This is a genomic window from Chryseobacterium candidae (assembly GCF_004916905.1).
GTDB classification, from domain to species: domain Bacteria; phylum Bacteroidota; class Bacteroidia; order Flavobacteriales; family Weeksellaceae; genus Chryseobacterium; species Chryseobacterium candidae.
On record NZ_SDLV01000058.1, the window covers coordinates 95,949 to 115,795 of the forward strand.

General features: G+C 35.8%; 18 protein-coding genes. 8 read left to right on the forward strand and 10 right to left on the reverse strand.

The window, feature by feature from the left end; translation table 11 throughout:
* Positions 1–10 precede the first annotated feature (10 nt).
* The 4 genes from EK417_RS20250 to EK417_RS20265 form a co-directional block, all read right to left on the reverse strand.
* A complete protein-coding gene (locus EK417_RS20250) occupies positions 11–1,222 on the reverse strand; it encodes an efflux RND transporter periplasmic adaptor subunit (protein WP_181446087.1) in 1,212 nt (403 codons plus the stop codon).
* A 121-nt stretch (positions 1,223–1,343) separates the two neighbouring features.
* Positions 1,344–2,615 (reverse strand): ABC transporter permease, encoded by a 1,272-nt coding sequence (locus tag EK417_RS20255; RefSeq protein ID WP_076596292.1) that lies wholly within the window; start codon positions 2,613–2,615, stop codon positions 1,344–1,346.
* 86 nt (positions 2,616–2,701) lie between these two features.
* A complete protein-coding gene (locus tag EK417_RS20260) occupies positions 2,702–3,931 on the reverse strand; it encodes an ABC transporter permease (protein ID WP_076596293.1) in 1,230 nt (409 codons plus the stop codon).
* Positions 3,932–4,022: 91 nt separating this feature from the next.
* On the reverse strand, positions 4,023–4,712 hold the full coding sequence (locus EK417_RS20265) for an ABC transporter ATP-binding protein (protein WP_136523186.1): 690 nt from the start codon (positions 4,710–4,712) through the stop codon (positions 4,023–4,025).
* Positions 4,713–5,136: 424 nt separating this feature from the next.
* Here EK417_RS20265 and EK417_RS20270 point away from each other — a divergent pair, with 424 nt between their 5' ends.
* From EK417_RS20270 to EK417_RS20305, 8 genes are all read left to right on the forward strand, one after another.
* Positions 5,137–6,111: a ribonucleotide-diphosphate reductase subunit beta gene (locus tag EK417_RS20270; RefSeq protein WP_041461620.1), complete on the forward strand. Its 975-nt coding sequence runs from the start codon at positions 5,137–5,139 to the stop codon at positions 6,109–6,111.
* 2 nt (positions 6,112–6,113) lie between these two features.
* The gene (locus tag EK417_RS21495; RefSeq protein WP_228457979.1) at positions 6,114–7,076 is read left to right on the forward strand and encodes a TIR domain-containing protein; all 963 of its coding nucleotides are present in this window, start codon (positions 6,114–6,116) and stop codon (positions 7,074–7,076) included.
* 9 nt (positions 7,077–7,085) lie between these two features.
* The gene (locus EK417_RS20280) at positions 7,086–7,376 is read left to right on the forward strand and encodes a hypothetical protein (RefSeq protein WP_136523187.1); all 291 of its coding nucleotides are present in this window, start codon (positions 7,086–7,088) and stop codon (positions 7,374–7,376) included.
* 56 nt (positions 7,377–7,432) lie between these two features.
* Positions 7,433–9,091: a ribonucleoside-diphosphate reductase subunit alpha gene (locus EK417_RS20285; RefSeq protein ID WP_076596295.1), complete on the forward strand. Its 1,659-nt coding sequence runs from the start codon at positions 7,433–7,435 to the stop codon at positions 9,089–9,091.
* 503 nt (positions 9,092–9,594) lie between these two features.
* Positions 9,595–10,167, forward strand: coding sequence for a phage tail-like protein (locus EK417_RS20290; RefSeq protein ID WP_110367132.1), 573 nt, complete (start codon positions 9,595–9,597; stop codon positions 10,165–10,167).
* A 6-nt stretch (positions 10,168–10,173) separates the two neighbouring features.
* Positions 10,174–11,742, forward strand: a complete 1,569-nt coding sequence (locus EK417_RS20295; RefSeq protein ID WP_110367131.1) for a hypothetical protein — start codon at positions 10,174–10,176, stop codon at positions 11,740–11,742.
* A gap of 80 nt (positions 11,743–11,822) precedes the next feature.
* A complete protein-coding gene (locus tag EK417_RS20300) occupies positions 11,823–12,713 on the forward strand; it encodes a DUF72 domain-containing protein (protein WP_076596403.1) in 891 nt (296 codons plus the stop codon).
* A gap of 130 nt (positions 12,714–12,843) precedes the next feature.
* Positions 12,844–13,074, forward strand: a complete 231-nt coding sequence (locus EK417_RS20305) for a hypothetical protein (RefSeq protein ID WP_076596298.1) — start codon at positions 12,844–12,846, stop codon at positions 13,072–13,074.
* Between the two features lie 32 nt (positions 13,075–13,106).
* Here EK417_RS20305 and EK417_RS20310 read toward each other — a convergent pair whose 3' ends face one another.
* From EK417_RS20310 to EK417_RS20335, 6 genes are all read right to left on the reverse strand, one after another.
* Positions 13,107–13,712, reverse strand: a complete 606-nt coding sequence (locus EK417_RS20310; protein ID WP_136523188.1) for a hypothetical protein — start codon at positions 13,710–13,712, stop codon at positions 13,107–13,109.
* A gap of 225 nt (positions 13,713–13,937) precedes the next feature.
* Complete coding sequence (locus EK417_RS20315) at positions 13,938–14,582, reverse strand: HD domain-containing protein (protein ID WP_076596300.1); 645 nt, start codon at positions 14,580–14,582, stop codon at positions 13,938–13,940.
* Positions 14,579–15,424, reverse strand: coding sequence for an alpha/beta hydrolase family protein (locus tag EK417_RS20320; RefSeq protein ID WP_110367128.1), 846 nt, complete (start codon positions 15,422–15,424; stop codon positions 14,579–14,581). Before EK417_RS20320 ends, EK417_RS20315 begins: the two co-directional genes overlap by 4 nt.
* Before the next feature lie 90 nt (positions 15,425–15,514).
* Positions 15,515–16,405, reverse strand: coding sequence for a ribokinase (locus EK417_RS20325; protein ID WP_076596302.1), 891 nt, complete (start codon positions 16,403–16,405; stop codon positions 15,515–15,517).
* Positions 16,406–16,473: 68 nt separating this feature from the next.
* Positions 16,474–17,109: a DUF4241 domain-containing protein gene (locus EK417_RS20330; protein WP_136523189.1), complete on the reverse strand. Its 636-nt coding sequence runs from the start codon at positions 17,107–17,109 to the stop codon at positions 16,474–16,476.
* 85 nt (positions 17,110–17,194) lie between these two features.
* The gene (locus tag EK417_RS20335; protein WP_136523190.1) at positions 17,195–19,807 is read right to left on the reverse strand and encodes a valine--tRNA ligase; all 2,613 of its coding nucleotides are present in this window, start codon (positions 19,805–19,807) and stop codon (positions 17,195–17,197) included.
* Between the last annotated feature and the right edge of the window lie 40 nt (positions 19,808–19,847).

Sequence of the window (19,847 nt, forward strand, 5' to 3'; positions counted from 1 at the left end):
GTGTAGTTTATTATTTTTTATTTGCTTTTTCTTTAAGCTCTTCTTTGTCTTTATCAGACGGATTCCAAACTTTAATCTCCGTATCTTTTGTGATATTTGATCCCGGAAGAATCTGAACATTGATCCCATCACTTGCTCCCAGTTTCACGTATACTTTTTTGAACTTCCCATCTTTTTGTTTTACTTCTACGAAAGGTACATCTTTTCCTTGTTTCTTTTCATACTGAACTAAAGACTCATCCAATAATAATGCATTTTTCTGAGAACTCAACACAATTTCACCATTGGCCGAAAAACCTGCTCTAATATACTCATTATTAGGATTAGTTACATTACCTTCTACCGGAAATTTAATAGTTCCTGCATTATCTTTACCTTTTGGAGCAATCATGGTTAGTTTTCCCGGGAATGTTTTATTCTGAAGAGCACCGATCACGATGTTCATATCCATACCTTCACTTAGCTTTCCTGCCTGTGCTTCATCAATTTCGCCTTTAAAAATCAAAACATTTAAATCTGCCACTGAACAGATTGTGGTTCCTGCGTTAAAGTTATTGGCTTCAATCACCTGGCTTCCTGCTTTTACAGGAACTTCAAGTACGGTACCTGAGGCTTTGGAACGGATTTCTGTAGTAGCTAAACCTTGTCCTTTAAGTTCCGGAGTTGCTCCTGTTTTAGCGATCTGCAATCTTTTTTGAGCGGTATTTAACTGCTGCTGAGCATTTTTCAACGTCTGCTGCTGAGTGTACAACTGCTGCTGAGAGTTCAGATACTCCTGTTTAGAAGTGACTCCTTGCTTGTATAATTTGTCCTGTATTTCAAACTGCCTTTGCATATTCCCTACATTCATCTGCGCATTACTGATCTGAATCTGCGCATTCTGAACTTCCTGCTGGGCGGCGTTTACTTCAGAGATGCTTGGAACAATTTTAACGGTAGCAATCAGCTGTCCTACTTCTACCTTATCTCCTTCTTTTACTAATATTTTATCTATAATCCCTGCAATGTTGGGTTTGATTTCAATTTCTTCTTTGGGAACAATTTTTCCTGTGGCCATCACTTTATCATCCATATTCTGAATAGTAGGCTTACGGGTAAGGAAAGCCTCGCTTTCTTTAGAGTTAGATTTAATAAGATAGCCAAGCCCCGAGAACAATGCCACTGCAAATAAAAGCCCCAACACTATATAAATGGCTTTTTTCCAGGTGAATTTCTTTTTCATATGTATAGTTTATTTTTTATTTAAAGATTGAATGATTTAAAAATTAAAAGATCAATCCGGTACTTTGATAAACCGTCCGTCTTCATTTTCAAATTTTCAAATTGTTTCATTTTCAAATTAATTACTCTGTTCTTAATGCTTCAATAGGTCTTATCTTTACGGCTCTCTGCGCAGGAATCATCCCAATTATCAATCCCAAAACCACCATTACAGCCATGGCTGCAAATACGTTTCCATAGTTAACTGTCGGATTATAGAAAGGAAATGAATCCTGGCCCTGGGTAACAGCATTGAGGATCATGAGTACAAAAATTCCAAACATAAAACCCAACAGTCCCGAGGAGAGTGTGATTACAACACTTTCCAACAAAATCTGATTTCTTACTTCAGCAGGTTTTGCTCCCAATGCTCTTCTGATTCCGATTTCTTTGGTTCTTTCTTTTACCGTAATCAAAAGAATATTTGAAATAGCGATTACTCCTGCAAGAATAGTCAGTGTCCCAACAATAATGGTCAGTAACTGCATCCCTGTAAGAAAACCAGTCAGTTTTTTAAACTCTTTTCCAAGGTTGAAGCTTCCGAAAGCATTGGTATCTTCAGGTGAAACTTTATTTTTGGTTTTTAGAACCTGCTTCACATCCTCTTCCACAGAATTAACGTTAGCATTAGGCTTGCTTACGATAGCAAACATGTCTATCTGGTCTCCTGCATTATACATTTTTGTGTAAGTGGAAAGTGGAATGAAAGCTGTCTGGTCATTTTCTAAGCCGCCTCCTTTTTTCACACGGAAAACTCCGATGACATTAAAGAAGAGACCTTTAATATTGATTGATTTTCCTATTGGATTTTCTTGTTTCTTGGAATCAAAGAAGTTTTTATAAATTTCTTCTCCAATAACGACTACATTCTTATTCCCGGAAACATCTGCATCATTGATGTAGCGCCCGTAGATCAGTTTCTTTTCTGATATTTTATTTCCTACAGAATAATCTCCCGTAAGCGAATAGGTTCCGTTTTTCCCGTTTCTTGACATTGCTTCTCCCGGTGTTCCGGTAAAACTTCCTCTTGCATTTTGCGGCGATATATAATCTATGTCAGTTACTTTTCTTTTCAGCATATCCATATCTACCAGGTTCAGGTGAACTTCTCTTCCTTTAGGAAAACCGTCATATGGAATAGACGTTTTCTGTGCCCACAAGAAGATTGAATTGGTAGCAAAACCGGAAAATAATTTATCAAAACCATTCTCCATTCCTTTTGCTGCTCCAAGAAGGCTTACATACAAAAACATCCCCCATCCTACGCCGATCATGGTAAGAAATGTTCGGAGTTTATTATTCCTCAATGAATAATAAATCTCCTGCCAAGTATCTTTTTTAAATATGATATTCACCTTTTTGAATTATAAGTTATAAATTATGATTTATGAAATTCATTCATCCTTTTAACTAAAGACCTGCTTTTGCTTTTTAGCTTATATTATTCTGTTCTCAGTGCTTCAATAGGTTTTATTCTTGAAGCTCTGTACGCGGGTACAAATCCAGCAATCAATCCTGAAAAAATCAGTGCAATAAATGCCATAATAATAGCTCCCCATCCTACACTCGGGCTTTTAATAAAGAATTCTTCGAGATTGTCACCAATAAGGGTTAATGTCAAAACACCTATTCCTACTCCTATAAGTCCGGATACCACTGTAATCACAACACTTTCCTGAACAATCAGACCTACGATTCCGGCTGGTTTTGCTCCAATGGCTTTTCGTACCCCGATTTCTTTGGTTCTTTCTTTCACGATATACACCATGATATTACTGATCCCGATAATTCCAGCAAGCAATGTCCCCAGGCCAATAAATCCAACAATAGCGGTAAGAACTGCCAAAAAAGTAAATGTATCATTCATGTTTTTGGCGTTATTCCAGACACGAACTCCATTTTCATCATCAGGAGAAACATTTTTTCTGGCTTTCAATTTATCTTGTAGCTCATCACCATATTTTATAGCCTGATCCGGAGTCAGCTTATCACTATAGGTGATATATGCTATATTTACAGTATCAGAACCTTTTTTCATCTGCTGCAAAGTGGTAATAGGAACTGTAATATGTCTTTCATCTCTGTCTCCTCCATCATCTGAAAAGACTCCTATCACCTTGTACATCGTTCCATTAATATCAAGATCTTTTCCAATAGGATTTCCATTTTTGATCAAATCACGCTGAACCATTCTTCCGATTACTGCCACATTTAATTTCCTTGTCAAATCCATAGATGTCAGATAACGGCCATCAATAATTTTTCTATTCTCAATAACCTGCTCCCCCGGCTCAGCACCATTGATCTGATAAAGACCACTCTCTTTCCCATATTTCACCATTAAATTGGCGCTATACCTGGGACTTGAAGGACCCGTTTTTTCCTTATCCGCATTAATCAAAAAATCATAGTCTGCGTTATTCATTGAAACATTTCTATCAGACTGTAACCCTTTATACGCTAAAGTGGCTTTCCCGGTTGAAATAACAATAAGGTTCTTAGCATCTCCGGCAAATCCCTCAAAGAAAGCATTCTGAAGTCCTTTTCCAATTCCAAAAAGCACAATGAAAATAAACAGTCCCAGGGCTACCGTAAACCCTGAAAGTACCGTCCTGAGCACATTGCTCCGGATAGAACTGAATATTTCCTGCCAACGATCTAGGTCAAACATTTTTATTGGTATTTAAAGATTGAAAAATTTAAAGATTAAAAAACTGAATCAGTAAATTTTCAAATTATCTCATTTTCAAATTATCAAATTCCTAAAGCACAATCTGCTTAATAAACTCATCACTTTCAATAATCCCGTCCTTCAGTACTACATTCCTTTTGGTTTGTGCAGCTACATCGGGTTCGTGGGTTACAACAATGATTGTTTTCCCCTCATTATTAATATCCTGAAGCAGTTTCATAATATCATGAGTGGTTTTGGAATCCAATGCTCCTGTAGGCTCATCTGCCAGTACTACTTTAGGATCTGTAATCAAAGCTCTTGCAATAGCGACTCTTTGTTTCTGTCCTCCTGAAAGTTCACTTGGAAGGTGGTTGGCCCACTGTGCCAATCCTACTTTCTCCAGGTATTCCATCGCTTTCTGATTTCGCTCTTTTCTCGGTACATTCTGATAGTACAAAGGCAGAGAAACATTTTCCAGGGCTGTTTTATAATTGATAAGGTTAAAAGACTGGAAAATAAATCCTAAGAATCTACTTCTGTATTCGGCCGCTTTTACTTCGGACAAATTCTCAATAGGAACTCCATCCAATTCATAGATTCCTGAATCTTTTTCATCCAGAATTCCAATAATATTAAGAAGTGTGGATTTTCCGGAACCGGAACTTCCCATAATGGAAACAAACTCTCCTTCAGAAATATTCAGATTAATTCCTTTGAGAACATGAAGCTTGCTTTTCCCTGTATCGTATGACTTATTTAAATCCTGAATTACTAACATTAAGTGATGTATGTTTTATACCCAATAAGTAGATCATATTTTCAAATTGTTACAAGAATAAAAATTTATTCAAATATTTTTTTGTTTAACACATTAATCCTTTATTTATAATAGTTTATAAAATATCGTTTAACTGTAACTCCTCATTTGCATCTATTTATCCTCAAGATTGCGGTCCAGCCTATTATCCGAGCCAGTTTCATGTAAATGTGGAAAACTTTTCAGGCTAAAAGTCAGCCTATTAGTATTTACCTCTTTCAAAATCAGTTCTTTTTTTCGAACTTTGCTACTAGTTCTTTACAAGAAATATGGATTTGCGGAAGTGAATAACTTTAATTCACAACCCGCAGAAAAACAAAAAGTTAAGTATTTCCGGAACTTTATCCACAAGGATCTAAATTATTTAATTATAAAGATATTTAATATGGGAATTTTTGATAAAAGAGTAAGTTATAAGCCATTTGAATACCCGGAGGTTCTTCAATTTGTAGAGGCCATCAACAAATCGTTCTGGGTGCATTCGGAAGTGGACTTTACTGCAGATGTTCAGGATTTTCATTCGCAGTTGGAACCACATGAGAAGCATGCTGTGAAAAATGCGCTGTTAGCCATTGCACAGATCGAGGTGTCTGTAAAGACATTCTGGGGAAATTTATACAACCACCTACCAAAACCGGAGTTCAATGGATTAGGATCTACTTTTGCAGAATGCGAGTTCCGTCATTCTGAAGCATATTCCCGCTTATTAGAGGTATTAGGATATAATGACGAGTTCCTTAACGTGATCGAAATTCCTGCCGTAAAAGGAAGAATAGAGTTTCTTGGAAATGCCTTAAAGCATGCTAATTCTGCGACACCTAAAGAGTATGTTTCTGCTTTACTATTATTCAGTATTTTAGTGGAAAACGTTTCTCTTTTCTCGCAGTTTGCCATCATCCTTTCTTTCACAAGATTCAAAGGTTTCATGAAGAATGTTTCCAATATCATTGCATGGACTTCCGTAGATGAACAGATTCACGCCAATGCAGGAATCTACCTGATCAACAAAATCCGTGAGGAACAGCCTGACTTGTTAACAGACAGCGATATCGAAGACATTTACACCTTAGTAGACGAGTCTATCGCAAGAGAAGGTGATATTCTTAGCTGGATCTTTGAACTGGGAGAAATCGACAACGTTTCCAAAGAAGACCTGTTAAACTTCATGAAATACCGTGTAGATGACAGCCTGAAGAAAATCAACATGAAAACAAGATACAACATTACTCCGGAGCAATACAGACCAATGGTATGGTTCGAGGAAGAAGTTTTCGCCAATTCATTAGATGATTTCTTTGCCAAAAGACCTGTAGACTACACGAAGCACGATAAGAGTATTACTGCGAACGATTTGTTTTAAAAATGGCAAGAAATTATTTTCCTTCACGGGATGTATTAGCATTATCTCTTTTTGAAAAAATAAAACCAAATTATGAAGTACTTTACGATGATTTATTAAAATTAGATATCGGATCATTTTTTCTTTCCAGAGAATTCAAGATTCTAATGATGGAAAATAATTCTTATGAACTATGGAAGCAAATTTTAATAGAAGTAGAAAATACAAATAGAACATTTTCTCTTATAACAAATCAAAAGAAAAGTGATCTAGAAAAGGTATTAATAAAATTTATCAATAATATAGAAGATATTAAAGTTCAAAACATTGTAACTAAAATAATTGAAGGATTTATATTGAACAGTTCTATTCCTAAAAATTTTGAATTAATAAAAAAGGACATTGAGCTTCTAAAATTTTCTTCTGAAAACATTAATATTATTGAAAATATTATTGAGAAAAAACATTCTGATCAAATTCAAAACACTAATATTTTAGAAATAAATAACTCTACGGGTAACAATATGAGTAATTTAAAAAATGGAAATGAAATATTTATTGTACACGGACATGATAATCATTTAAAAGTTGAAGTTGCAAGAACATTAGAAAAACTAAAATTAGAACCAATAATTCTTCATGAACAAAGTAATAATGGTAAAACCATAATTGAGAAGTTCGAAAAGTTTTCCGATGTTTCATTTGCTGTAATTTTATTAACAGCTGATGATCTAGGCAACTCTAAAAATAACATTGATAAACCTAATAAAAGAGCAAGACAAAATGTTATCTTTGAATTAGGTTATTTCATAGGAAAACTAGGAAGAGAAAATGTAATGACTTTAAAAGAAGAAGGTGTTGAAGTTCCTAATGATATTTCGGGAGTAGTTTATACTCCTTATGATCAACAAGGAAATTGGAAAATTGAACTTGCTAAAGAATTAAAATCGACAGGATTTGATATTGATATCAATAACCTTTTTTAATAATTAAAAATGATTAATGTAATTGTAAGCTATACCGTAAATCCTGAATTTGTTCCTGCAAATAAGGCAAATATTCAAAAGTTTTTGAATGATTTCAAAAATCTGGATCAGACAACATTTGAATATAAGGTCTATGTAAAGGAAGATGGTGTTACTTTTATACATTATTCAAACTACATCAATGAAGAAGTTCAGCATGAGGTTTTGAATGTTCCGTCTTTTAAAGAATTTCAGACATTAAGAGACGAAAGCGGGCTGAACGGTTCCCACAAAGTAGAAATTTTACAATCAATACTATAAAAAAAACAAAATTCCGGAGTGATTCTCTCATTCCGGAATTCGAAAATATAACATCTATGGAAGAGCAAAATTCAAATATATGGTGGCTCAATGAAGAGTCTGAGCAAATGCTGAACAGAGGATATCTGTTAAAAGGTGAAACGGTAGACGGAGCTATCGACAGAATTACCACTGCCGCTGCAAAAAGGTTATACAAACCTGAACTTCAACCGGCATTCAAAGAAATGATCACAAAAGGATGGATCAGCTTCTCTTCTCCTGTATGGGCTAATATGGGGACGGAAAGAGGTCTTCCTATCTCATGTTTCAATGTTCACATTCCGGACAGTATTGAAGGGATTACCCACAAAATGGGTGAAGTCATCATGCAGACCAAAATCGGAGGCGGTACTTCAGGATATTTTGGAGAATTGAGAAACAGAGGAACCGCTGTAACGGATAACGGAAAATCTTCAGGAGCCGTTTCATTCATGAAGCTTTTCGATACGGCTATGGATGTTGTTTCTCAGGGAGGAGTAAGAAGAGGTGCCTTTGCTGCTTACTTAGATATTGACCACGGAGATATTGAAGAATTTTTATCCATTAAAGATATCGGCAGCCCTATCCAGAACCTGTTTACCGGAGTATGTGTACCCGATTACTGGATGCAGGATATGATTGAGGGTGATATGGAAAAACGTAAAGTTTGGGCAAGAGTATTGGAAAGCCGCCAGCAAAAAGGTCTTCCGTATATTTTCTTCACAGACAACGTGAACAGAAATAAACCTCAGGTTTATAAAGATTTGGGAATGACGGTGAATGCAAGTAACCTTTGTTCTGAGATCATGCTTCCTTCTACTATGGAAGAGTCTTTCATCTGCTGTCTGTCTTCCATGAATCTTGAGCTGTACGATGAGTGGAAAGATACCGATGCAGTAAAACTGGCAGTCTACTTCCTTGATGCTGTATTATCAGAGTTTATTGACAAAACTGAAGGTAACTACTACCTACAGGGAGCAAGAAACTTCGCTATGCGTCACAGAGCACTTGGATTAGGAGTTTTAGGATATCATTCTTATCTGCAGAAAAATATGATTCCGTTTGAAAGCTTTGAAGCGACTCAGTTCAACGCAAGAGCATTCAGACATATTAAAGAGCAGGCTGAGCAGGCTTCAAGAGAGCTTGCGAACATCTATGGAGAACCGGAAGTATTGAAAGGGTACGGATTAAGAAATACCACTACAATGGCTATTGCTCCTACCACTTCAAGTTCTGCCATCTTAGGACAGACTTCTCCTGGAATTGAGCCTTTCTCTTCCAACTATTATAAGGCAGGCCTTGCAAAAGGAAACTTTATGCGTAAAAACAAATACCTGGCGAAACTATTGAAGGAAAAAGGGTTGGATAACGAAGAAACATGGAGAACAATCATGTTGAACCACGGGTCTGTACAACACCTGAACGAGCTTACTCCTGAAGAAAAGGCAGTATTCAAAACGTTCAAAGAAATCTCTCCAATGGAAATTATTTCTCAGGCAGCCCAGAGACAACAGTATATTGACCAGGCACAGTCTCTGAATCTGCAGATTCCTTCTACAATGCCTGTAAAAGATGTCAACTATCTTTATATTGAGGCCTGGAAAAAAGGAGTAAAAACACTTTATTACCAAAGAAGTTCATCCGTTTCAAAAGAAATGATGGTTAACTTCGTATCATGTTCAAGCTGTGAGGCATAAAAAATCACAAATAATAAACATTTCTATAGTAAAACACGCTTTTTAAGCGTGTTTTTTTATTGCAACAAAAACTTTAACAAATTTTAACATTTTAAGTTAAAAAAAACTATTTCTCTTTAATCATTCATTAATACTGAAAATTTATAACCATCACTCCCTAAATAGTGAATCAAGTCCCTGTATTATTGATTTTTCATTATTATTATAAACCATTTTTATATACATTTGTTAAAAATAAATAAAAACAAATGTATTTATAATACAAAAACCTCAATAAAAAAGTTAATACAAAATAAAGCTTATATTTTTGTTTAGTTTAATAAAATAGCCGGTTTGGATAATTATAAAACAACATATATTAAAATTAATTAGCTAAAAACACGCTGAATTAAAATACAATACAAAAAAAACACAAAATCTTCATTTAAAACACAAACAAAATTTCAATATTTAATATTATTGAAAAACTAACCCAGGTATAAACACAAACAATTATTTCGAACATGAACAAAATTATTACCTTAATGCTTACATTGCTCAGCATTACTTTTTATGCACAGGTTGGAATTAACACTACAACTCCTGATCAAAGCACAGTTTTAGACGTTACAAGTACTTCCAAAGGCGTACTTCTGCCAAGAATCAGCAATCTATCCGCTGTCACCACTCCGGCAACCGGTCTGATTATCTTTGATACCAATAAAAAATGTATCAGCCAAAATGTAGGAACTCCCGCAACTCCGGATTGGGTATGCCTTTCTCCCTATGTCAATAAGTTTTTCTACATGCCAAGTGTAGTTTTTGATACTACAACAATCACAACGGGTCAAACGAAAGATCTGTACACATTGTATAAAAATCAGTTTTCAAATATCCCGGCAAATGCAAGAAGTACATCTGCTCCTGCATCGATACCTTTTTTTCCCAATGCAACAGATTTATATTATTATGTGACAGGTTATGATACCACTGTTTTTAAAATAAACAGTATCAGCAGTACAGGTGTATTGAATTACGATGTTTTATCCAATGCTACTCCGGCAGCTTTTATTAACATCGTATTTGTTGTAAAATAAGCAGTTATGAAAAAGTATGTTAAAAGGCTATCATTGATGAGCCTGTTTTTTTCGCTGCTTACAAACTTCATGTATGCACAGACAGACAGTACAGAAGTAGCAAGTATATATGGATTTTATTCCTATTCGAGCTCGCTTATGAACGCTTCTTCAGCTTCCGAACTTACGATACAGGGAAATGCATCACATACCTCTACCGGAGTGCAACTTACTCCTGCAAGCTTAGGGCAGTTTGGAGGATTGTTTATCAATGGAAGAACCTTTACCTCGGTTAATGGTCTTCATGTTGAGTTTGAATATGACATGAAAAACGGAACTCCTTTCACTGGTACTTTTGGAGATGGCTTATCCTTTTTCCTATATGATGGAGCTGTGACAAATCCAGTAATCGGAGCACCCGGAGCGGGTCTTGGATATTCTTACAACAGGGCAAAGGACACCTATGCAAGCCAGAGAAAAGCAGGTCTATCATCTGCTTATCTTGGTATTGCCCTTGATGAATTTGGGAATTTCAAATCAAAGCGTTTTCAGGGTGAATCAAGGGTAAACGGAATCACTGGAGTAACCTGGTCACAACCTACAAGCCATGTTACCCTCAGAGGAGCAAGAGGAGCTGCTATCAATACAAACGGATTAGGAGAAGGCTTTACAGGATATCCTGTTCTTATTACGCGTTCCACTTTAAGTAACTCGGGAACTGTGGGCAGGGAACTGCAAGCAGACAGAAGCTACCTTGCTACATCCAATACTCTTTCTACCGTGTTTGATCTCAGAAACAATGCCGGAGAGTTCAGAAAAGTATATCTGGATCTGATTCCCCATTTTACAAGTGCTACCACTACAGACGGATTTGATATAAAAGTAGACATCCAGACGACACAAAACGGAACGCCTGTTAATGTCATCAATTATTATCATTATAAGACTTCAGTACCTTATATGGAAAATGCCAATCCTCAGACAACAGATTTCAATACTTCAGATATAGAAGGAGCTGCAACTCCTCAGACGCTTAATGCAACCGCACCTGCCTTTCTTAAATTAGGTTTTGCAGCCTCTACAGGAGCTGCATTTCAGCAACATATTATCCGAAATGTAAAATTAACCCTTCCTTATTCAGCAGTTACCAATGATGATGCAGCTTCAACGTGTAAGTATCAGGCTGTAAATATCCCTGTTTTCAATAATGATATTGCCTACAAAGGACCAATAAGCATCACAACTCCACCTACCGGAAGTAATGCCAATATTGATTATTCAACATTCAGTTTTGCAAAGACCAGCGACACGGATCTCACATTGTACCGCAAAAAAGTAACTTCTGCCGGTACCTGGACGTACAACAAGTCTACAGGCATTGTCACATTCACTCCTTCAAGCGGATTTACAGGAACTGCTACAATGACGTACAGCATAAAAGGAAAAACGGTAAAGGATTCAAGTGGTACAATCATTGAACCTTATGGTGATACAGCCTATCGGTCTGTTCCCGCTACAATTACTGTTAATTTAAAAACTACCGGCTGCACCTATCCTGTCATTTCAAATAGAATGGTAACACAGGGGGTAAAATAAATTATCAAAAAGATCTTCAAAATAATGAAGATCTTTTTTGTTTATATTTGTGTTTATTGTTTAATACCAAAACTACAGATATGAAATTCGGACAAGTAGAAGATCCATCGAAAATAGATTTCACACTACCTAAAGACCATCCCAGAACCAAGGAAATACTGGCTCTTAATAAAAAAGGACTGGAAAACATTTCTATCGGATGTGCGAAATGGAATAAAACAGATCTTAAAGGATTCTATCCTAAAGGAACTAAGGATGAACTGACCTATTACGCCACTCAGTTTAATTCTATTGAGCTGAATGCTACTTTCTATGGAATGCCCACTCCGGATCAGGTGAAAACCTGGAAAGAAAAAACGCCGGAAAATTTTAAATTTTTCCCTAAAATCACCAATACCGTTTCCCATTTCAGAAGGCTGATTGATGTTACCGATCCTGTAACTCATTTTGCTTCCGCTATTATCAATTTTGATGAGAAACTAGGGATGGCTTTCCTTCAGCTTCACGATAATTTTAAACCTAAAGATTATGACAGACTGGAAAAGTTTGTAAAAGAATGGCCTAAAGAAGTCCCGTTAGCCATAGAACTCCGGAATACGGAATGGTTCACCAATGAGGAAATCCTGAATACAACCTGTGATCTTTTTGAAGCTCATAATATCACCAATATTATTGTAGATACTGCCGGAAGAAGAGATATGCTTCATATGCGCCTTACCACACCCAATGCATTTATCCGTTATGTAGGAGCCAACGCAGAAAGTGACTACGAAAGACTGGATGACTGGCTGAAACATCTTACCCAATGGAAAAAAGAAGGTCTTCAGAATCTTTATTTCTTTGTACACCAGAATATTGAAAAAGCATCTCCTTTATTGTCTGCTTATTTCATCAGGAAAGTGAATGAGGAATGGAAAACGAATATTCATATTCCGCAGATGGCTACGGAGACTACCGGGACACTTTTTTAATGATATAGAGTATAAATAGAATAATTTCGATATATTTTAAAAACAGCCGTTTACTTCCTTTTCATCAAGAAAAATTCGTATATTAGAATATAATGTATTTCACTAAACATTATGCTTTAAAACATAAATCATGGAAAAGGAAATTTGCACAATCAGTATTGCTACCAACTGGCTTGGTGATGAATATATTTTTTATGAAAATCATACCATAAAAAGAGTGTATGACAACCACAGTTTGAATTCCAATAAGAGCGAATGGCTTAAACCCAAAGAAATCAGTAAACAAAATAAGGATAAACTTATTAAAGCCTGTCCTGAAGAATTTAAGGAACAGATTATGCAGATTCTGGATTATCCTTAACAGAAACAGAAAAGTTAATGAGTATTGAAAACTCATAACCTTTTCTGTTTATTTTTTCTAAGAAGCAATACAAGATTGAGAAATAGAAGCAGAAAATCCAGTGTAATCCAGATTCCCAGTTTTGTATTCTCATAATTATAACCATCTACCTGCTTTTTTGCCGCCTCAGAAAGTTTCATACTTTGATTGATATAGTTCTGTACTTCTACAATCTGGTCAATATTCTTATTGGGTACAGAATGTTGAGAAAAATATACGAGGTTTTTCTTCCCAAGATAACCTACTATCCAATATTCATCAGACTTATCCATTTTGAGATATTCTATTCTGTAATACTCCGGACGTATTTTTCCGATATGTTTAGGTTCAAGAACTGTATTCTGATCTGTTTTATTTACCTTGATTAAATAAAAGTCCAATGCCTGCGGAAGTTTATTAACCACCTGAAGCCCCACAGAATTATCCACAAATGCCACAGCGCTTTTCTTGATAAACCAATATGTAAAAACAGAAATTGAAAAAACCACCGTTACAATACGAAACAGTTTTGCCCATCTTGCTATGCTTCCTGATTTAACCTTAAACAGGACCAATGAAAGGACACAAGCCAGAAATATGATAAAAATAATGAGTGTCATATTTTACAAAGATACTTCTTATCTCTATTTTATCTATATCTGAGGCCAATTTTTTAATTTTAACCCAACATAAAAAATAGTTTTACCCCTTTATTTCCCTTTGAACTCATAAAGTATATCTGTACATAAAAAATATCCAAACAAATTATGTCATATACAATATTTGTTCGGATACTTCCTTTTTTGCCAAGCAGAGGCAAAATTAATTCATTCTCATCATATTTTCTAGTCTACATTCCATTCTTTATAAAACTGGTCGAGGAAATTCAACATATAATGATGTCTTTCTTCGGCCATTTCTTTTCCTTTTTCAGTATTCATCATATCTTTCAAAAGCAGTAACTTTTCATAGAAATGATTAATAGTGGTTCCATCAGACTTTTTATATTCTTCTTTTGACATTCCCAGTTTGGGTTTTATATCCGGATGATACATCAGGTTATTTTTAAAACCTCCAAAATTGAATGTTCTTGCAATTCCAATAGCTCCTATGGCATCAATACGGTCTGCATCCTGTACAATCTGAAGTTCAACAGGTGGATTTTCGGGTGCCTGATCTCTGTTTTTAAACGAAATATTTTCAATCACAAACAACACCTTCTGAATGGTTTGTTCAGAAACATTCTGTTCTTCAAGAAATGCTCTGGATATTTTGGGAGCAATGGTTTCATCACCGTTATGAAATTTAGGATCGGCAATATCGTGAAGAAGTGCAGACAATTCTACTACTTCTTTGTCACAATCTTCTGTTTCTGCTATCTGAGCGGCCAGTTTCCAGACTCTTTCAATATGGAACCAGTCATGTCCTGCTTCTGCTCCTTCTAATTTTTCTTTTACAAATGCTACTGTGTTGTCAATCGTACTTTTCATTTATCTATCAGTTCATTTAAAATAATATCCCATAGTTTGCTGTTGTAACTTCTAAAAAAATTGATATGTCCTATTTCATTCTGATCAGATTCTGAAGCAGCGACCAATCTGTATGTAGGTTTGAGATTTGAATAGGTATTATTTAATAAACTTAATACTCCTTTTTCTGTAAGCCATATATCATCTTCAGCCCGGATTACAAATACTTTCTGGGTCAGATTTTTAGAAAAGTCATCAATTTTTTCCAACAGCTTATTGGTTGATTTCTTGTTTAAAATTAAGGTTCTCCAGTCATATGCGCAATTTTTTGGAAGACTTTCTCCCAGTCCAAACCAATGTGCGGGGAAATATCCTAACAATGAAGTTGTTAATGGCTGGGCAATTCCAAAGCCTAAATACGCTTCAACTTTTGTTCTCCCTTTAAGGTTTCCTACAAAGGCATTTTGCGTACCCACAAAAACAAATTCTTCAAAGATTTTGGAATCTGCATTCATTCCCAGAATCAACGCGCCTACAGAATGGCCCAAACAGTACTTTTTATATTCTTTAAATTCTGACTTGATATATTGAGTTACCGCTTTATAATCTTTTGAGCCCCAAAGCCTCATAGAGCCATGAAATCCTCTCATATTTTCCGGTTTTGAAAGCCCTATTCCTCTGTAATCATAGGTAACAACGGTAAATCCCTTTTCACAGAAGTAGCTGGCAAAAGAAAAGTAGACCTGCTGTTTTACTCCTGTTGCTGAGTTGATCAGGAGTAATTTCCCATTATCTTTTTCCGGTTTAAATAAATGGCCAGTCAGCGAGACATGGTCTTCTGTGGTTAATATTAGTTTTTCCATACTATAAAAAGAAAAAATCCACTATAAAAGTGGACATTTTACTTATATTTTTATGTTAAGTTTCAGACTTTTGATATGCCGTAAATAGCTTTAAGAAAAGAAATCTGATATTCTCGGAAGTCCTGTCTGAGAGCCTTTGCCTCCGGAAACCCTTGATGAAACTTCATTCCCGAATTTCACACATTCTTCAATGGAATTCCCATGGCATAATGCAATGGCAAATCCTGATGTAAATGCATCCCCCATCCCCATTTTATATACTTTTTCATCTTTATCGTTTCTGTAATATTTCATTTCTGTACCATCAAAATAAATGGTGGAATTGGTATCATCTCTTACAAAAACTTTATTGAAATATTTTTTAAGAACCTCTTCCCTTTTTTCTTCCCCGAAAATAACATATAATTCATTACTTTTTGCCACAATAAAGTCTACCATTTCTAGAATTTCTTCACTGACTCTCATTGCAGGAGAAGCATACAACCCTACTTTTTTTCCGTATTTCTTAGCTTTTCTAATGGTATGCTCTACAACATCCATAGAAACTTCAAGCTGTACCAATACAAGGTCTGTGGTATGAAAATACTTGTCTGCTTCGTCTACATGGGATTTGCTAAGGTGTTTATTGGCGGCAGGTACTACAACAATCGCTGCGTTTCCGTGAGAAGTTGTTACATAAGCTGTTCCTGTAGCTTCTTTATCTGTTTCATGAACAAATCCTACATTCACATTTTCGCTTACCAGATTTCTCATAATCTGCTGCCCAAGAGGATCCATCCCGACGCATCCGATAAAATATACACTTGCTCCCAGTCTGGCTGTACCTACTGATTGATTGGCTCCCTTCCCCCCAAAATAACTATCTGACTTGACGGCTAAAACCGTTTCATTAGGCAAAGGGAGTTTTTCGGTTTCAAGAACCAAATCTATCGATGAGCTGCCCACAACAATAATACGGGGTTGTTCTGATGAGAAATTCATTGTGTTTTGTATTAGCTTTAAAATTTATAACTGACAAAAATTGTGTCTCAAAAATAACTAATTTAAAATTAACTTATTTCTATAAATTCAGTAATTATTTTCACTGGCTGTTGATCTTTGTTGTAGGCTATATAGCTGGCATAAAATCCTTCTCCATATCCGGTTTCAAAAGCAAATATAGTTCCGGGATGTTCTTTTGCCGGTTTAAGAAAGGCGTATTGATCTATTGCTCCGTTTTCATCAAAGAAATAGTCATGGAAGAATTCTTCATAGATTCCCATAAAATCACCTCCTTTATTTTGATATAATCTTTGCTCCAGTTCGTTAAGACTGTTTTGGGTATCAACATCCATCAGGCATCCCATCCCACTTTCTACAGGATATCCGAAAACCTCTCCTTCCTCAAGATCTTTTATTTTCTGTCCTGCTGTGGTAGCCATTTGCCATTCTTTAATTTCAGAATTATTGAATATAATTTCGGCATAGGCAACACAGTTGCTATCTCTTTCTTTGTGAAGCATTACTGCGAAATCTCCTTTCGGAAATTCTGTAGTGAAAGGAAGCATATCATTAGTAATCAAAGGATCACAGGCAACCAGTTTCCCGCTTGAAAGATAAATCTTTCCTACTTCAAAACTTTCAAGCAAAGGACTTTCTACAAAGTCTTTCGAGAATAGTTTTTGTATGTTTTCTATATGTGTCATTGTATTTATTCTTTAAACCATCAGGCTGGATACAATTATACATGTGTATCCAGCCTGAGGTTTGACAAAATTTATTGTCTATACTTTACAAACTTTTCAGTTTCTCTTCAAGGATCGCAATCTTATCCTGAGCATCTTTTTGTTTCTTACGCTCTACCTCAACAATTTCCGGCTTAGCATTGGCAACAAACTTCTCATTGGAAAGTTTTTTATCTACTGAAATCAAGAATCCTTTTAAATATTTCAATTCTTCTTCAGTTTTAGTTTTTTCTTCTGCCAAATCTAAGTTTTCACTTAATGGAATAGAAACTTCAGTTGCTCCTACCAGGAAGGTAAAACTCGGCTTATCAGTTTTCTGTCCAAAATGGATATCAGAAACATTAGCAAGCTTTCTTACTACAGCTTCATTGGCAAATTCAGATGCATTGGTATAAACCTCAACCGCTTCTCTTGGTGATATTCCTTTTGTCTGACGGTAATTTCTAACTCCTGAAATCAACTCTGCTGCCGTTTCAAAGTTTTTAATAATTGTCTCATCAAACGCTCCTGCTTCTTTCTGTTGAGCGATTACTAAAGCCTCATCAATACTTCTATCTGAGATAGTCTGCCATAGTTCTTCTGTCAGGAAAGGCATGAACGGATGAAGTAACTTCATCAGCTCTTCAAAGAAATATATTGTTTTGTTATACACTTCTTTAGAGATTCCTTCTCCATAGTTAGGTTTGATCGCTTCAAGATACCAACCGCAAAAATCATCCCAAATTAATTTATAGATCAAATGCAATGCATCAGAAATTCTGAATTTCTCGAACTGATCATTAATTTCAACGATTGTTTTGTTCAGTTTATTTTCAAACCACTCAATAGCTTGGTTATCTGTAGCAACAGCCGGCTTATCTTCATGATTCCACATATTGATCAGACGGAATGCATTCCAGATCTTCGTCATGAAGTTTCTTCCCTGAAGCATCAGATCTTCATCAAAAAGAAGGTCATTTCCAGCCGCAGAACTCAATAGAATTCCTACACGTACTCCATCAGCTCCATATTTTTCCATTAATTCAATAGGATCAGGAGAGTTTCCTAGAGATTTAGACATCTTTCTTCTCTGCTTATCTCTTACAATTCCTGTAAAATAAACATTCTTGAACGGAACTTCTTTTCTGTATTCCAACCCGGCCATGATCATTCTGGCTACCCAGAAGAAAATAATATCCGGACCTGTTACCAAATCAGAGGTTGGATAATAATAGTTGATATCTTTATTTTCAGGATCAAGTAATCCCTCAAATACAGACATTGGCCACAGCCATGAGGAGAACCATGTGTCTAATGCATCGTCATCTTGTCTTAAATCTTCAAGATTAGCAATAATTCCTTTTTGTTCTTCTAATACTACAAGAGCCTGATGCTTATCTTCAGCAACTACAAAATCATTTTCTCCTTCCCCATAGTAATAAGCAGGAATCTGCTGTCCCCACCAAAGCTGACGGGAAATATTCCAGTCACGGATGTTTTCCATCCAGTGCTTATAGGTATTTTTAAACTTTTCAGGATAAAACTTAACCTCATCATCCATTACTACATCCAGAGCAGGCTTAGCAATTTCAGACATTTTAAGGAACCACTGTACTGAAACTTTAGGTTCAATAACAGCACCTGTTCTCTCAGAAGTTCCTACTTTATTGACATAGTCTTCAGCTTTCAGTAAAAGATCTTTTTCTTCAAGTTCTTTAGCGATTTGTTTTCTTACATCAAATCTGTTTTTTCCTGCATAATGTAGACCATGCTCGTTAAGGTTTCCGTCATCATCCAGCGCATCAATCATTTTTAATTGATGTTTCTGTCCGATTTCGTAGTCATTAATATCGTGAGCAGGAGTAATTTTCAAAGCTCCTGTTCCGAATTCAATATCCACATATTCATCTTCAATGATTGGGATTACTCTGTCAACGATGGGTACGATTACATTTTTACCTTTCAGGTGAGCATATCTTTCATCATTCGGATTGATACATACCGCTGTATCCCCAAAAATAGTTTCAGGACGCGTAGTAGCCACCGAAAGAAATTCTTCAGATCCTTCGATTTTATATTTAAGGAAATATAATTTTCCGTTTTGTTCTTTAAATATTACTTCTTCGTCAGAGATATTGGTTTTCGCTTCCGGATCCCAGTTGACCATTCTGTACCCTCTGTAGATGAGTCCTTTATTATAAAGATCTACAAAACTTTTGATAACCTGCTGGGAAAGTTTGTCTTCCATAGTGAATCTGGTTCTGTCCCAATCACATGAACATCCCAGCTTTTTCAGCTGCTCAAGGATAGTTCCTCCATATTTATTGGTCCAGTCCCATGCGTGGGTTAAAAACTCCTCACGGGTAATATCTGACTTACTGACTCCTTCAGACTTCAGTTTAGCAACAACTTTGGCTTCAGTAGCAATTGAAGCGTGATCTGTTCCCGGTATCCAACAAGCATTAAAACCGCGCATTCTTGCACGACGGACCAGAACATCCTGAATGGTATTGTTCAACATATGTCCCATGTGTAGTATCCCCGTTACGTTTGGAGGAGGAATCACTATGGTATATGGTGGTTTGTCATTAGGTTCTGAGTGGAAAAATTTGTTTTCCAACCAGTAATTGTACCATTTTTGTTCTGTTTCCTGTGGATTGTACTTTTCTGAAATCTGCATAAATTCTATTTCTTTGGCTTGCAATTTGCAAAAATAGTGT

What these genes read in the sequence shown, in the direction of transcription:
- EK417_RS20250 (WP_181446087.1), bottom strand. Translation starts at nt 1,222, where the DNA reads ATGAAAAAGAAATTCACCTGGAAAAAAGCCATTTATATAGTGTTGGGG.
- EK417_RS20260 (WP_076596293.1), bottom strand. Translation starts at nt 3,931, where the DNA reads ATGTTTGACCTAGATCGTTGGCAGGAAATATTCAGTTCTATCCGGAGC.
- EK417_RS20265 (WP_136523186.1), bottom strand. Translation starts at nt 4,712, where the DNA reads ATGTTAGTAATTCAGGATTTAAATAAGTCATACGATACAGGGAAAAGC.
- EK417_RS20270 (WP_041461620.1), top strand. Translation starts at nt 5,137, where the DNA reads ATGGGAATTTTTGATAAAAGAGTAAGTTATAAGCCATTTGAATACCCG.
- EK417_RS21495 (WP_228457979.1), top strand. Translation starts at nt 6,114, where the DNA reads ATGGCAAGAAATTATTTTCCTTCACGGGATGTATTAGCATTATCTCTT.
- EK417_RS20280 (WP_136523187.1), top strand. Translation starts at nt 7,086, where the DNA reads ATGATTAATGTAATTGTAAGCTATACCGTAAATCCTGAATTTGTTCCT.
- EK417_RS20285 (WP_076596295.1), top strand. Translation starts at nt 7,433, where the DNA reads ATGGAAGAGCAAAATTCAAATATATGGTGGCTCAATGAAGAGTCTGAG.
- EK417_RS20290 (WP_110367132.1), top strand. Translation starts at nt 9,595, where the DNA reads ATGAACAAAATTATTACCTTAATGCTTACATTGCTCAGCATTACTTTT.
- EK417_RS20295 (WP_110367131.1), top strand. Translation starts at nt 10,174, where the DNA reads ATGAAAAAGTATGTTAAAAGGCTATCATTGATGAGCCTGTTTTTTTCG.
- EK417_RS20300 (WP_076596403.1), top strand. Translation starts at nt 11,823, where the DNA reads ATGAAATTCGGACAAGTAGAAGATCCATCGAAAATAGATTTCACACTA.
- EK417_RS20305 (WP_076596298.1), top strand. Translation starts at nt 12,844, where the DNA reads ATGGAAAAGGAAATTTGCACAATCAGTATTGCTACCAACTGGCTTGGT.
- EK417_RS20310 (WP_136523188.1), bottom strand. Translation starts at nt 13,712, where the DNA reads ATGACACTCATTATTTTTATCATATTTCTGGCTTGTGTCCTTTCATTG.
- EK417_RS20315 (WP_076596300.1), bottom strand. Translation starts at nt 14,582, where the DNA reads ATGAAAAGTACGATTGACAACACAGTAGCATTTGTAAAAGAAAAATTA.
- EK417_RS20320 (WP_110367128.1), bottom strand. Translation starts at nt 15,424, where the DNA reads ATGGAAAAACTAATATTAACCACAGAAGACCATGTCTCGCTGACTGGC.
- EK417_RS20325 (WP_076596302.1), bottom strand. Translation starts at nt 16,405, where the DNA reads ATGAATTTCTCATCAGAACAACCCCGTATTATTGTTGTGGGCAGCTCA.
- EK417_RS20330 (WP_136523189.1), bottom strand. Translation starts at nt 17,109, where the DNA reads ATGACACATATAGAAAACATACAAAAACTATTCTCGAAAGACTTTGTA.
- EK417_RS20335 (WP_136523190.1), bottom strand. Translation starts at nt 19,807, where the DNA reads ATGCAGATTTCAGAAAAGTACAATCCACAGGAAACAGAACAAAAATGG.